This window comes from Salmonella sp. A29-2 (assembly GCF_020150755.1).
Taxonomy (GTDB): domain Bacteria; phylum Pseudomonadota; class Gammaproteobacteria; order Enterobacterales; family Enterobacteriaceae; genus Salmonella; species Salmonella enterica.
In genome coordinates this window covers 1,843,915-1,857,852 of the sequence record NZ_CP083731.1, presented here as the reverse complement: position 1 = coordinate 1,857,852, position 13,938 = coordinate 1,843,915, and the positions used below count along the sequence as shown (strand labels likewise).

13 protein-coding genes and 1 pseudogene are annotated in these 13,938 nt (G+C 51.8%); 6 read left to right on the top strand and 8 right to left on the bottom strand.

Annotation, left to right across the window (positions count from 1 at the left end; all coding sequences use genetic code 11):
- From pduT to pduX, 5 genes are all read left to right on the top strand, one after another.
- Entirely contained in the window at positions 1-555 is a 555-nt protein-coding gene (gene pduT / locus K8W53_RS08905) for a propanediol utilization microcompartment protein PduT (protein WP_000075772.1), read from the top strand.
- On the top strand, positions 555-905 hold the full coding sequence (pduU, locus tag K8W53_RS08900) for a propanediol utilization microcompartment protein PduU (RefSeq protein ID WP_000441103.1): 351 nt from the start codon (positions 555-557) through the stop codon (positions 903-905). The genes pduT and pduU overlap by 1 nt, the downstream gene beginning before the upstream one ends.
- Before the next feature lie 4 nt (positions 906-909).
- A complete protein-coding gene (gene pduV / locus K8W53_RS08895) occupies positions 910-1,362 on the top strand; it encodes a propanediol utilization protein PduV (protein WP_000826278.1) in 453 nt (150 codons plus the stop codon).
- The gene (pduW, locus tag K8W53_RS08890; RefSeq protein ID WP_000120647.1) at positions 1,347-2,561 is read left to right on the top strand and encodes a propanediol utilization propionate kinase PduW; all 1,215 of its coding nucleotides are present in this window, start codon (positions 1,347-1,349) and stop codon (positions 2,559-2,561) included. Before pduV ends, pduW begins: the two co-directional genes overlap by 16 nt.
- A 93-nt stretch (positions 2,562-2,654) precedes the next feature.
- Positions 2,655-3,521 carry an L-threonine kinase PduX gene (gene pduX / locus K8W53_RS08885; protein WP_133177176.1) on the top strand — a complete coding sequence of 289 codons (867 nt, stop codon included), beginning with the start codon at positions 2,655-2,657 and terminating at the stop codon, positions 3,519-3,521.
- Positions 3,522-3,554: 33 nt separating this feature from the next.
- Here the strand turns inward: pduX and K8W53_RS08880 are convergent, their stop codons facing one another.
- The 8 genes and pseudogenes from K8W53_RS08880 to K8W53_RS08845 all read right to left on the bottom strand — a co-directional run.
- Complete coding sequence (locus K8W53_RS08880) at positions 3,555-3,890, bottom strand: DUF496 family protein (RefSeq protein ID WP_000450405.1); 336 nt, start codon at positions 3,888-3,890, stop codon at positions 3,555-3,557.
- Between the two features lie 244 nt (positions 3,891-4,134).
- Positions 4,135-5,193, bottom strand: a complete 1,059-nt coding sequence (locus K8W53_RS08875) for an FUSC family protein (RefSeq protein ID WP_001200858.1) — start codon at positions 5,191-5,193, stop codon at positions 4,135-4,137.
- Between the two features lie 118 nt (positions 5,194-5,311).
- Entirely contained in the window at positions 5,312-5,779 is a 468-nt protein-coding gene (sbmC, locus tag K8W53_RS08870; protein WP_000384326.1) for a DNA gyrase inhibitor SbmC, read from the bottom strand.
- 150 nt (positions 5,780-5,929) lie between these two features.
- On the bottom strand, positions 5,930-7,102 hold the full coding sequence (dacD, locus tag K8W53_RS08865) for a serine-type D-Ala-D-Ala carboxypeptidase DacD (RefSeq protein ID WP_000925044.1): 1,173 nt from the start codon (positions 7,100-7,102) through the stop codon (positions 5,930-5,932).
- A gap of 123 nt (positions 7,103-7,225) precedes the next feature.
- Entirely contained in the window at positions 7,226-7,990 is a 765-nt protein-coding gene (gene phsC, locus K8W53_RS08860) for a thiosulfate reductase cytochrome B subunit (protein WP_001092545.1), read from the bottom strand.
- Entirely contained in the window at positions 7,987-8,565 is a 579-nt protein-coding gene (phsB, locus tag K8W53_RS08855; protein WP_001016242.1) for a thiosulfate reductase electron transport protein PhsB, read from the bottom strand. Before phsB ends, phsC begins: the two co-directional genes overlap by 4 nt.
- Before the next feature lie 14 nt (positions 8,566-8,579).
- A complete protein-coding gene (gene phsA, locus K8W53_RS08850) occupies positions 8,580-10,856 on the bottom strand; it encodes a thiosulfate reductase PhsA (RefSeq protein WP_052939419.1) in 2,277 nt (758 codons plus the stop codon).
- 259 nt (positions 10,857-11,115) lie between these two features.
- Positions 11,116-11,208 (bottom strand): annotated as a pseudogene (locus K8W53_RS08845) (heavy metal-binding domain-containing protein); the annotation flags it as partial.
- Between the two features lie 266 nt (positions 11,209-11,474).
- On the opposite strand from K8W53_RS08845, the gene sopA reads away from it, so the two are divergent.
- Positions 11,475-13,823, top strand: coding sequence for an SPI-1 type III secretion system effector HECT-type E3 ubiquitin transferase SopA (sopA, locus tag K8W53_RS08840; RefSeq protein WP_052939420.1), 2,349 nt, complete (start codon positions 11,475-11,477; stop codon positions 13,821-13,823).
- The last annotated feature ends 115 nt before the right edge of the window (positions 13,824-13,938 follow it).

The following is a 13,938-nucleotide window of genomic DNA, read 5'->3' as shown; positions in this document are numbered from 1 at the left end:
ATGTCTCAGGCTATAGGAATTTTAGAACTCACCAGCATCGCCAAAGGCATGGAGCTTGGTGATGCCATGCTGAAAAGCGCCAACGTCGATCTACTGGTCAGCAAGACCATCTGCCCAGGTAAGTTTTTACTGATGCTGGGCGGCGATATCGGCGCTATCCAGCAGGCCATTGAAACCGGTACGTCGCAGGCCGGCGAGATGCTCGTCGACAGCCTGGTGCTGGCAAATATTCATCCCAGCGTACTTCCGGCCATCAGCGGCCTGAACAGCGTCGATAAGCGCCAGGCGGTAGGTATCGTCGAAACCTGGAGCGTGGCGGCCTGCATTAGCGCCGCAGACCGGGCGGTGAAAGGCTCAAACGTCACCCTGGTGCGGGTGCATATGGCCTTCGGCATCGGCGGTAAATGCTACATGGTGGTGGCGGGCGACGTTTCTGACGTCAATAACGCCGTGACGGTTGCCAGCGAAAGCGCGGGCGAGAAAGGGTTGCTGGTTTACCGTTCGGTGATCCCGCGCCCGCATGAAGCCATGTGGCGACAGATGGTGGAGGGATAATGGAAAGACAGCCGACAACGGATCGCATGATTCAGGAATACGTGCCGGGGAAACAGGTCACCCTCGCGCACCTGATTGCCAATCCCGGCAAAGATCTCTTTAAGAAGCTGGGCCTGCAGGATGCGGTCTCCGCCATTGGCATCCTTACCATCACGCCGAGCGAGGCGTCGATTATCGCCTGCGATATCGCCACTAAATCCGGCGCGGTGGAAATTGGTTTTCTCGATCGCTTTACCGGTGCGGTGGTGCTGACTGGCGACGTTTCCGCCGTGGAATATGCCCTTAAGCAGGTAACGCGCACGCTGGGCGAAATGATGCAGTTCACCACCTGTTCGATCACCCGGACGTAACGTCATGAAGCGTTTGATGTTTATCGGCCCCAGCCAGTGCGGGAAAACCTCGCTGACCCAAAGCCTGCGCGGCGAAGCGCTCCATTATAAGAAAACCCAGGCCATTGAATGGTCGCCGATGGCCATCGACACGCCGGGCGAGTACCTGGAGAACCGCTGCCTGTATAGCGCCCTGCTAACCAGCGCCTGCGAGGCCGACGTTATCGCCCTGGTGCTGAACGCCGACGCCCAGTGGTCGCCCTTTTCTCCGGGGTTTACCGCCCCGATGAACCGCCCGACGATTGGCCTGGTCACCAAGGCCGATCTCGCCGAGCCGCAGCGTATTTCGCTGGTTGCGGAATGGCTTACGCAGGCTGGCGCCCGGCAGATTTTTATTACCAGCGCGTTGAATAATTCGGGTCTCGACGCCGTGCTGGATTTTCTGAATTCGAAGGAACCTTTATGTCTTACAAAATAATGGCCATTAACGCCGGCAGCTCATCGTTAAAATTCCAGCTGCTGGAGATGCCGCAGGGCGACATGCTCTGTCAGGGGCTGATTGAACGTATCGGTATGGCGGATGCGCAAGTGACAATTAAGACGCACAGCCAAAAATGGCAGGAAACCGTCCCCGTTGCCGATCATCGCGATGCGGTAACGCTGCTTCTGGAAAAGCTGCTGGGTTATCAAATCATTAACAGTCTGCGGGACATTGACGGGGTGGGCCATCGTGTGGCGCACGGCGGTGAGTTTTTTAAAGACTCGACGCTGGTCACGGATGAAACGTTAGCGCAAATCGAACGTCTTGCTGAACTGGCCCCGCTTCACAACCCGGTAAACGCGTTGGGTATTCACGTTTTTCGTCAACTGTTGCCTGATGCCCCTTCCGTAGCCGTGTTTGATACGGCATTTCACCAGACGCTGGATGAACCCGCCTATATTTACCCGCTTCCCTGGCATTATTATGCTGAACTGGGGATTCGCCGTTATGGCTTTCATGGCACCAGCCATAAGTATGTCAGCGGCGTTCTGGCGGAAAAGCTGGGCGTACCACTCAGCGCATTACGGGTGATTTGTTGTCATCTTGGAAACGGTAGCAGCATCTGCGCCATCAAGAACGGGCGTTCGGTCAATACGTCGATGGGCTTTACGCCGCAGTCAGGCGTGATGATGGGCACCCGTAGCGGAGATATTGATCCCTCTATTCTGCCGTGGATAGCCCAGCGCGAAAGCAAAACGCCGCAACAGTTGAATCAGTTATTAAATAATGAGTCAGGCTTGCTGGGCGTTTCTGGCGTGTCGTCTGATTACCGCGATGTCGAACAGGCAGCCAATACCGGTAACCGGCAGGCTAAACTCGCTCTCACTCTGTTTGCCGAACGCATTCGCGCCACTATTGGCAGCTATATTATGCAAATGGGAGGACTGGATGCGCTGGTATTCACTGGGGGAATTGGCGAGAACTCAGCGCGCGCCAGATCGGCGGTTTGCCATAATTTGCAGTTTTTAGGCTTAGCCGTTGATGAAGAGAAAAATCAGCGTAATGCGACATTTATCCAGACGGAGAACGCCCTGGTGAAAGTCGCCGTCATCAACACCAACGAAGAGTTAATGATCGCACAAGACGTTATGCGCATTGCGCTACCGGCCACGGAAGGGCTTTGTGTACCAGCCTGAGAGGGTTATACGACGCATTGCGGCAAGTCATGGTAATAACGCTTTTACCATGACACTATGCGCGCACACTATTCGTACCTGAAAGGTGATAACGTGGCTGTTGCGCAATGCCCCGCCTCATGCGGAGAACTTATCCAGGGATGGATTCTGGGCAGTGAGAAACTGGTCTCCTGCCCCGTTGACTGGTACAGCACCGTAGCAGTCACGGCTGCGCCGCCGTTGGTAAACGAGCGCCCATTGTCGCGGGCGATGGTGGAGCGCGTTCTGGCGCACTGGCAGTATCCTGCGCACTGGAGTAACGAGATTCGCGTCGATGTGCGTTCGTCAATTCCCGTTGCCAAAGGCATGGCCAGCAGCACCGCAGATATTGCCGCTACGGCAGTGGCAACGGCGCATCATCTTGGCCATTCGCTGGATGAAACTACCCTTGCACAGCTTTGCGTCTCAATCGAACCCACTGATAGCACCGTTTTTCATCAGTTAACGCTGTTTGATCATAATAATGCGGCCACGCAAATCGCCTGCGAGCCACCGCCGCCAATCGATTTGCTGGTACTGGAAAGTCCGGTCATACTGCGCACGCAAGATTACCACCGTCTCCCTCGCCAGCAGAAATTAATAGCAAGTTCAGCAACCTTGCAGCAGGCCTGGAATCTGGTGCAGGAAGCCTGTATAACGCAAAATCCGCTCCGACTGGGTGAGGCGGCTACGCTTAGCGCTATCGCCAGCCAGACGCTGTTACCTAAGCCAGGATTTACCGCCCTGCTGTCGCTGGTCGAAGAGTGTGATTTATACGGATTGAACGTGGCACATAGCGGTAGCGTGGTGGGTCTGATGCTGGACCGGAAACGTCATGACATTGCGCGCCTGAAAGGTAAGCTGGCAGAGAAAAAACTTACCCGACACTGGCCAAAACAACATTTACTCAAGATGGTCACAGGCGGGGTCAAACTGCAGTGAGAGCCTGATATACGCTCCCACTGCCGTAGCGCATTATTCGGCTTTTACATCGGCGTGTTTCATTTCGCCCATCGCTTTCAGCTTTTTGGAAATGTCGCGACGCTCTTTGGAGATTTCGGCATTTTTAATGATGTAGTCATCAACGCGATCTTCATAGTCGCTTTTCATGCTGGCGATGATACCCTGAATCGCCTCAACGCTCATACCTGGCTTGATGTAGTCGCTCAGGTTGTCCAGCAGCAGCACACGCTTCTGGTTGTCACGGATCTTCTTCTCAATGTCCTGAATTTCACGTTGCAGTTTATTTTTGCGACGGAACAGACGAACAAACTCCAGCACGTCCTGGAAAGAAGGCTTGGTTGTTTCCATTTTTACACCCCTGATAATGTGAGATTCGGATTCGTTAAGCAACTGCTAGTGGATAAACATTACGTTTATCCCCGTCATACTTCAAGCCGCCAGAGGAAACACCGTTACGTCGCCGCCTGTGGAAACCTGAAGGTTCGGGGATAAAATCGTTGCCAGTAGCACTCATTTTATCCTTATATTAGTATCATACTCTTAATCTTTGCTGAATCGAAGCAGCAACAAATTCATTCGCCCCATCTGCTTTTTATTTGCGCAAAGCCCGGCAGATCAAATGTGAAAGCAGTTCCAACTGTCGGGCCGTTTCCATACTTAGCCAAACATAGCCGTGGATGGGGGTTTCAGCCACCGCGTCGCCCTGCTGCTCGTTCATTAGCTGTCGCAACTCGGCAGCAATATCATTCAGTTTACCGGTGTTTGCCAGTACCGGCTGCGGGTTGCCTTCAAACAACGCGTGGGCGATCGTTAGCAAGGTTTGCTGCGTCATCTGCTGGGTTTCACGCAATGTGTGCGCGTTAAGCATCACAAAATGGCTGGCGCGCGTCGCCCAGTGGGCATTGATTTGTAATTCAAGCATACAAACCAGGTTGCGGTTGATGGTCTGAATGGCCTCGAAAATAGATTTTTGTATCCGGGTTTCTTTACTGGCTGGCGTTATCAGCCCGCGCATTTTGACGACATCGTTCAGCAACCGTTGCAAATGTTTATCCAACCGGGGGCGCTCCAGCAAATTCGGCGACAGCGCTGCCTGATACACCCGATTATACGCCGTGACGCAATGCGCCAGTTGGATGCGCCAGTGCAAAAAGGCGCGCTGGGGCCAGATGCCGGTAAACAACATCGCCAGTAGCGACCCCAAAATCACATCCCCGCCACGCCATAATGCCGTATTCATATCACCAGCGGGAGCGCCGACAACAACGGCGAGCGTTATGCCTATCAGTAGCGCCTGATACGGTTTTTTCCCTAAGGCCAGCCAGCCGCACAAAAACATCGCTATCGCACACCACACCAGCATCAGCGGTAAGGAAAAGAGCTCCAGGCGTAGCGCCACCAGCCCTAACGCCGCGCCCAGGATCGTACCGCCTATGCGCTCAAAAGCACGAGGCACTACATTTCCCCAGAATGAGATGGGCCCCATAATCACCACTAACGTGATGAGCGGCCATGTGCCCTCGGGAATAGAAAACAGACGAACCAGCAGAAAGGTAAGAATGAACGCCAGGGCGATACGTATGCCGTGCACGATGCGATAATGACGGTACAACCGTATTTCAAAAGGGCTTAATGACTTATCGGCACGCACGCTTGCGCTCCTTACGGGAATGGCAAAAAATGCATTGTACCTGCTTTATAGCAAAAATAGCGCACTGGCGGACGGAACACATTATCCGTCCGCTCTTTTCAGCCAGGAAACCAGTCGATCACTTCCGCTGTACCGGAATATACATTTCAATATCCCAGTATCCATCTTCCATGCCGTTATTCAGATAGGTTTCAAAACAGGGCGCAGAGGCTATCTGATAAGCGCTATCCTGCTCCAGGACGTCAAAAAACCGTTCCCACGGCTTCGCAAAGTCACGGTCTTCCACTCGCGCGACAGCAGTGGCATATTCGCCGCCTTCAATGGCGGTCACGATTACGCCTTCACTATTGTCCGGCAGGATGAAATTCTCTGCCACGGACACCACGGTATCGCAGCGGAGTTTTTCTGCAGGTACGACATCTGGATTGTCGTAATAGACGGCAATCCATTCAACTGGCACGATCCGCTGTCGATCCACCCACGTCATCAGTTGTTCAAAACCCTGCTTCACGGTGTGTTCCCATGGACCGACCATGTGGAAACCGGCTATCTTGCGTTTTTGTTCCTGCCTGATTTCGTAATCCATGCTGCCTCCGTCACTTCACTATACTGTATGAATGTACAGTATAGTGACAGCCTTTTACGGTCACAAGGACAGTGTGATCATTTTGTGAGCAACCTCGCAATCCCGCCCTTTTGACACCTCAGATGACGGTGAACGGTGTGTGACAACGGCTTACGCTTTATGCTGAAAATAGTCGCTCAGACGAGAGAACATACCGCCTTTACCCACCGATTCCAGAGTGACCAGCGGCCACTGAGCGATCAGTTTATCCCGATCGTAGAGCTCTATTTCACCTACCCGTTGATGGGCGGCGATTGGCGCCTCCAGCTCTTTTCTATCCAGCACATATTTTGCTTTGATATGCGGAATTTCCGCTTTGGGCAGCGCCATCCAGAAATCCTGTTCCGTACCCAGCGCAATCTTTTCTTTGTCTCCATACCAGATTCGCTCGCTGCCCACTTTTTTACCGCTGTGCAAAATCTGCACCGTCGCAAAGTTTTGCTGGCCCCACTGCAACAGTTTTCGCGCCTGTTCCTCACGACCTTTCGAACTTTTCGCTCCCATCACGACGGCGATAAGTCGGCGCTGCCCGTCCACCGCCGATGCGATAAGATTAAATCCCGCCCCCGATGTGTGTCCGGTTTTAAGCCCATCGATATGCATGGTCTTATCCCATAACAAGCCGTTGCGGTTCTGCTGCGTGATGCCGTTCCAGGTCAGGCTTTTCTCGCTGTACATGTGATAAAATTCAGGTTCGCCGTGAATAATCGCCCGGGAGAGTACGGCCAGATCATACGCGGAGCTATGTTGTCCCGGCGCATCCAGACCGTGGACGGTTTCAAAATGGGTATCCTGTAAATTGAGTTTTTTCACATAGCTGTTCATCATCGCCACAAACTGCGGCTGCCCGCCCGCGATATAATCCGCCAGCGCCACACAGGCATCGTTACCGGAATCCACAATTAAGCCACGGCTTAAATCGCGTACCGACACGCGATCCCCTTCTTTTAAAAACATCAACGAGGAGCCGACAAACACCGGATTATCCTTCGCCCAGGCGTCGCGCCCAACGGTGACGATATCGTCAGGGCTGATACGATGACTATCGATGGCGCGATCGACGACGTAGCCCGTCATGAGCTTGGTAAGGCTGGCGGGATTACGTTGCTGGTGTTCATTACCGGCGGTAAGAACCTGTCCCGTAGTGTAATCCATCAACACCCAGGCGCCTGCATCAATGGCTGGCGGTTGGGGAGCAAAACTTACGGCATCGGCCGCAAGCGCAGGAGAAAGGTGCATCGCGAATAAAGAAGCGGCAATAAACAAACGGCGTTTCAACAGCATGTCCTCAGGATGGTCTCAATTTGCCGTTCTTTTTACGGAAGTTCAGTTAAACAAACATGGATAAATTGCAAGAAAATGTGACACAAGGCACATTTTCTTGCTGACATTATTTTATGGATACGCTTAGACGGCGGACTTATCCCCGCGCGGCGCGGTACGATGACGATGATAGCCGTCAACCATGCTACGGAAAATTTGTCCCGGCGTGTCGCCAAGAGTACACAGATAGAGATGCGCGCAAATAAACAGTAAGCCGATGATAGCAAGCGCCATATGCAACACCAGCATCACAGGGCCCAGACCCGCAACCTGCGGATAGAGACACAGCAAACCGGTGATGATTAACAGCGGTACCAGCGCGTACATAATCGCCAGATATGCCAGTTGTTGCAGTGGATTGAACTTATTCTGCTCTGTTGCCGCGAACGGATGCGCTTCCCCTTTCATGATGCCAAAAAGGTAAAAACGCGTCTGGCGTATGCAGCGCGTTACCAGTCCGGAAAAATTTACCCGATAGTGACGCCCGTTACCTGTGGTGAGATTGATCAGCACAAACCCGACCCAGAAAGCCAGTAAGGCAAAACCACACCAGGTATGCACTTGTACCATTAGCGCTACAGGGCCGAGAGAAAAATGACCAAATAAACCGCTGAACAGTAATAAAACAAACAGTAACGCATTTCCCCAATGCCAACGGCGAATTGCCAGCGAGTAGAGATAGTCACGATGCTCTTCGCCGCCCGCCGTTTTTGGCGCCAGCATCCGGCGCAATAACGCATGGATAACCAGCCCAACAAGCATGAGCAGCACCACGACGCCTGCGTAAATTAACCACAGCGGCCAATAATCTGGCGCATAATGTAGTTCCGCTCCCCAGATAGTATTCATGCTTTACCCTCCTGATGGACTTCTTTACGACGGTACAGACTGACCGCGCCGCTACGCGCCTCCTGCTGGCGATAGACCTCTTTCTGACCGACCCAGCGCTGGATCTCGCTCTCATCCAGTCTGCCGAATTTCAGCGCGTCCGTTGGGCAAACGGATACGCACGCCGGAGACTGGCCAGCCGCCAACCGCGTGTCGGCACAGAAGTTACACTTGTCGGCGACACCGGTTTGCGGATTCAAATAGCGCACATGGAAAGGACACGCGGCAACACAATAATCGCAGCCAATACAGCGCGATTTATCCACCTGCACGATCCCGTTTTCATCACGATATGACGCTCCGGTAGGACAAACGCTGACACATGGCGCATTTTCACAGTGCTGACAGGAGACGCGGACAAATTGAAAATGGGTTAGTGCGTTGGATGACTGTTCAGGGGCGCGAATTTGTACCTGTACGCGGCTAAATCCCTCCGGTACGTCATTAAGCACTTTGCAGGCAACGGTACACGCCTGGCAGCCGATACAACGTTTTTCATCATGCAGCATGACGTACTGATTCGTTAAATGATTCATGGTTCCCTCCTCCCTCATGCCCGGCTCAGCGTCACGCCTGCGGTATGCACTACCGTACCGGATACCGGACTCGTCACGTGCGGCAGTAAATTGCCACAGTGGATACCGTGTGTCGTCGCCGCCGTTTTGGCCCCAGCTTTAGCGCCAAATCCCATATAGACAAAAAGCGTGTCCGGGCGGATTCCGGGCGTCACCAGCGCTTTACCTTTCTCTTTACCCGTGGCATTTTCCAGCCAGATCTCATCGCCGGTCTTAATGCCTTTTTCTTGCGCCGTTTGCGGATGGACCCAGACCGCGTTATCCCACATTAGCTCGCTGAGTAAAGGTACGTACTGCGTCGCGCCATTGGTATGCACGGCCACCTTGCCCTGAATGAAGTAAAGCTCATTCTCTTTTTTAAGCGCAAAGTTACGAACGCGCGGAACGCCGTAGCCTGGGAGCAATTCCTCCAGGGTTGCGGAATAAAGTTCGATTTTGCCGGAGGGCGATTTGAAGCGAAGCTGTTCGCCATAGGTGTTGTCGCTGTCCGTCGCGATAGCGCCGGGGTAACGCGCCGTAAACTGACGAACGGATTCTGGTTCGCGTAATAGCAGCGGAACGCCCCATTCGAGATACCCTTTCTGTCGCAGTTCCTTCGCTAAAGCATGGTCGCCGTTCAACTGATAGAGTTGGCGCGTCTGCATATCCTGCCACGGATAGTACTGCCCTAATCCCAACTGCTCGCCAAGCTCTTTCCAGATTTGCCAACTCGGACGCGCCTCGCCAATCGGCTCTACGACCTGTTGGCGCAGAGCGTAAGCCGGGTGCAGTCCCGACATATCCGATACCTCTTCGTCCCGTTCGAGATAAGTGCATTCCGGCAGCAGATAGTCGGCATACGCCGCGCTCTCGCTCAAATAGACATCGCAACTGACCACCAGATCCAGTTGCTCAACGGTTTTTACCAGGTCCGAACGACAGGTGACGGTCTGGAAAGGATTATGCCGCGACATAATCCACGCCTTTATCGGGTAAGGCTTCTGGGTTAACACCGCGTCAATAATGCTTTGCACCACGCCGCCGCCAGCGGCGATATATTTAAACTGCGGTGCGATCAAATCGATGCGTTGCGCCGTCGGTTTCGGCATATTTTTAATGTTGAGTTTCGCCAGCGTTGGCGCGACCTTTTCTCCGGCCAGTTTATTGTAAACAGACGCGTTTTTTTTCTGATATAGCCCGCCTTCGCGCTCAATATTACCGAGCAGCACATTAAGCGTAAAAATCATACGCCGCATATCGATCTCTTCCTGCGAGAACGTCGCGCGATGACCAGGACTGACAATAGCGTGAGGCGCGCAGGCGGCCAGTTCGCGTGTCACCCGGACAATAACGTCGGCTGGGACATCGGCCTGCGCGGCGGCCCATTCCGGCGTCGTCTCTTTTACCGCCTGTGCTAACTGTTCAAATCCGCTGGTATAACGCTCAACAAAAGACGCATCGTAGAGTTGTTCATCAATCATGACGTGGCACATCGCCAGCAGAACCGCTAAATCCCCCCCGGGACGAATAGCGTGCCACTCATCCGCCTTGCTGGAAAATATCGACAAACGCGGATCGAAGCTCACCATTTTGGCCCCCTTCTCCTGCGCGGTCATTAACTCATGGGTATCGGCAACTTCAATCCCTTCATACAAATTGTGGCCAAACGAAACCAGATAGCGCGTGTTAGCGATATCCATCGCCAGATCGCCGCCCATCATCACTTTTGCCGCAATGGCTTTCCCGGCAGGGCATGTTGAGGCGTGAGTAAAGGTATTAGGCGAACCAAAGGCCGTAGCCAGATGGAAAAGATGGCTGGAGAGCGAGCCCGATTTGGAAGAGAAAGCCACGCTCTCGGGGCCATGCTGCGCTTTGATGGCATTCATTTTCGCCGCGATTTCCTGGTAAGCCTGTTGCCAGCTAATCACCTGCCATTCACCGTCGCCGCGTGGCCCGGTGCGTTTCATAGGTTTTACAATCCGTTGCGGGTCATTGACCAGGCTGACGCCGCTCCCGCCCCTGGCGCATATGCGCGTCCCCTGCTGCGGCGCAGAAGGATTGCCCTGGATAAAAACGGTCTTGTTATTGACTACCTGCGCCTGAATAGGGCAACGAAAGGAACACATTTCGCACAAGCTTGGCGTTAGCGTGGTTTTACCGTTAATGCCAGCAATCGGGTTGCGCGCCAGCGCCCCGGGCGGAAAAGCGCCCAGTGCGCAGGCAGAGCAGCCGATGCCTACCCCCTGCAAAAAAGAACGACGACTAATGCTCATATAACCTCCTGTTATTAGATATAGCTGAAGATTATATTTAATTTGTATTATGAAATGTCGGCTTCAATCACAATTTGAAATAGTTGTTAAAATGAGCATACCAACACGATAACACCTTTTATTTTATAAATATTTTACATTTCCTGAACACGCACATGGACTCTCATTGAATAATCAGCAGAATTACCAAACAACCCGCTGTTAATTATAAAAATGATACAATTCCAATAACACGTAATAATATTTAAAAGAAAACGATTATTTCCTGAAAAGCGATTTCACGCGCTTTACGCAGTTCTTTCTCATACGCGCCGGAATGTCCGCCGACGATATCCCGAATGCCGGCGAAAAACGCTGACTGCGCATCGAAGCGGGTTTAGTTTTTCGCGCACACGGGCTTCGTTACCCGACCCGCTCTCTTATGCCTGGATTTTTCCGCAGATACGTCAGCGTCCCACAATACGGTGACATGATGACAGGATGGACACTTTCTGAAAGAAACCTGCCAGATAACATGGTGAATTGTGATCTCCATCGCCATACCGACATATGAAGCTTACTTTTAAGGCGTTAAAAATCCAGACCGTTTTTCCATAATGATGTTGATAAGGAATTCTAATGAAGATATCATCAGGCGCAATTAATTTTTCTACTATTCCTAACCAGGTTAAAAAATTAATTACCTCTATTCGTGAACATACGAAAAACGGGTTCGCCTCAAAAATAACCAGTGTTAAAAACACGCATGCTTCTTTAAATGAAAAACTTAAAACAGGAAAGAGCTCATCGATTGAGTTCGCGTTACCACAAAAAATAAAAGACTTCTTTCAGCCGAAAGATAAAAACACCTTAAATAAAACATTGATTACTGTTAAAAATATTAAAGATACAAATAATGCAGGTAAGAAAAATATTTCAGAAGAAGATGTCTCAAAAATGAATGCAGCATTCATGCGTAAGCATATTGCAAATCAAACATGTGATTATAATTACAGAGTGACAGGTGCGGCCCCGCTCCCCGGTGGAGTCTCTGTATCAGCCAATAACAGGCCCACGGTTTCTGAAGGTAGAACACCACCAGTATCACCCTCCCTCTCACTTCAGGCTACGTCTTCCCCGTCATCACCTGCCGACTGGGCTAAGAAACTCACGGATGCAGTTTTACGACAGAAAGCCGGAGAAACCCTTACGACCGCAGATCGCGATTTTTCAAACGCAGATTTCCGTAATATTACATTCAGCAAAATATTGCCCCCCAGCTTCATGAAGCGAGACGGCGATATTATCAAGGGGTTCAACTTTTCAAATTCAAAATTTACTTATTCTGATATATCTCATTTACATTTTGACGAATGCCGATTCACTTATTCGACACTGAGTGGTGTAGTCTGCAGTAATACGAAATTTAGTAATTCAGACATGAATGAAGTGTCTTTACTGTATTCAATTACTACACAACAACAGCCCTCTTTTATTAATACAACATTAAAAAATACGCTTATACCTTACAAAGCCAACCTCTCCGACGTTATTTTAAATGAACCGGATAATTTATCACCTCCGTCAGTGTCAGGGGGCGGAAATTTTATTCGTCTAGGTGATATCTGGCTGCAAATGCCACTCCTTTGGACTGAGAGCGCTGTGGATGGTTTTTTAAATCATGAACATAATAATGGTAAAAGTATTCTGATGACCATTAACAGCCTGCCCGATAAATACAGACAGGAAAAAGTCCGGGCAATGGAAGACCTGGTGAAGTCATTTCGGAGTGGCCGCTTATCAGAGGAACGTATCCGGCCAGTTGAAAGTTCGCTGGTGAGCGTACTGGCCCACCCCCCCTATACGCAAAGTGCGCTTATCAGCGAGTGGCTCGGGCCTGTTCAGGAACGTTTTTTTGCCCACCAGTGCCAGACCTATAATGACGTTCCCCTGCCGGCTCCTGACACATATTATCAGCAGCGCATACTGCCTGTGTTGCTGGATTCGTTTGACAGGAACAGCGCCGCCATGACCACTCACAGCGGACTCTTTAATCAGGTGATTTTACACTGTATGACAGGCGTGGACTGCACTGATGGCACCCGCCAGAAAGCTGCAGCGCTTTATGAACAGTATCTTGCTCACCCGGCGGTGTCTCCCCACATCCATAATGGGCTCTTCGGCAATTATGACGGCAGCCCGGACTGGACAACCCGCGCTGCAGATAATTTCCTGCTGCTTTCTTCCCAGGATTCAGACACGGCGATGATGCTCTCCACTGACACGCTGTTAACAATGCTAAACCCTACTCCTGACACTGCATGGGACAACTTTTACCTGCTGCGAGCCGGAGAGAACGTTTCCACCGCGCAAATCTCTCCGGTAGAGTTATTCCGTCATGACTTTCCGGTGTTTCTCGCCGCATTTAATCAGCAGGCCACGCAGCGACGCTTTGGGGAGCTGATTGATATCATCCTCAGCACTGAAGAGCACGGGGAGCTGAACCAGCAGTTTATTGCCGCCACGAACCAGAAACATTCCACCGTGAAGTTGATTGATGATGCCTCAGTGTCGCGTCTGGCCACCATTTTTGACCCCTTGCTTCCTGAAGGCAAACTCAGCCCGGCACACTACCAGCACATCCTCAGTGCTTATCACCTGACGGACGCCACTCCACAGAAGCAGGCGGAAACCCTGTTCTGTCTCAGTACCGCATTCGCACGCTATTCCTCCAGCGCCATTTTCGGCACTGAGCATGACTCTCCGCCGGCCCTGAGAGGCTATGCGGAGGCGCTGATGCAGAAAGCCTGGGAGCTGTCTCCGGCGATATTCCCATCCAGCGAACAATTTACCGAGTGGTCCGACCGTTTTCACGGCCTCCATGGCGCCTTTACCTGTACCAGCGTTGTGGCGGATAGTATGCAACGTCATGCCAGAAAATATTTCCCGAGTGTTCTGTCATCCATCCTGCCACTGGCCTGGGCCTAGTCCAGCCTCAACCCGCATGAAATTAAGGGACACAGCGTTGTGTCCCTCTGTACATAGACCCGTTTTAGTCCATGCATTTTTTGAGATCCCGGCCAGATTGCCCCTGGCCTAAATT

Excerpts from the sequence above, each read along its gene's own strand:
- dacD (WP_000925044.1), bottom strand. The coding sequence starts at position 7,102 with ATGCTGTTGAAACGCCGTTTGTTTATTGCCGCTTCTTTATTCGCGATG.
- phsB (WP_001016242.1), bottom strand. The coding sequence starts at position 8,565 with ATGAATCATTTAACGAATCAGTACGTCATGCTGCATGATGAAAAACGT.
- pduU (WP_000441103.1), top strand. The coding sequence starts at position 555 with ATGGAAAGACAGCCGACAACGGATCGCATGATTCAGGAATACGTGCCG.
- sopA (WP_052939420.1), top strand. The coding sequence starts at position 11,475 with ATGAAGATATCATCAGGCGCAATTAATTTTTCTACTATTCCTAACCAG.
- phsC (WP_001092545.1), bottom strand. The coding sequence starts at position 7,990 with ATGAATACTATCTGGGGAGCGGAACTACATTATGCGCCAGATTATTGG.
- sbmC (WP_000384326.1), bottom strand. The coding sequence starts at position 5,779 with ATGGATTACGAAATCAGGCAGGAACAAAAACGCAAGATAGCCGGTTTC.
- phsA (WP_052939419.1), bottom strand. The coding sequence starts at position 10,856 with ATGAGCATTAGTCGTCGTTCTTTTTTGCAGGGGGTAGGCATCGGCTGC.
- pduW (WP_000120647.1), top strand. The coding sequence starts at position 1,347 with ATGTCTTACAAAATAATGGCCATTAACGCCGGCAGCTCATCGTTAAAA.
- K8W53_RS08880 (WP_000450405.1), bottom strand. The coding sequence starts at position 3,890 with ATGGAAACAACCAAGCCTTCTTTCCAGGACGTGCTGGAGTTTGTTCGT.
- pduT (WP_000075772.1), top strand. The coding sequence starts at position 1 with ATGTCTCAGGCTATAGGAATTTTAGAACTCACCAGCATCGCCAAAGGC.
- pduV (WP_000826278.1), top strand. The coding sequence starts at position 910 with ATGAAGCGTTTGATGTTTATCGGCCCCAGCCAGTGCGGGAAAACCTCG.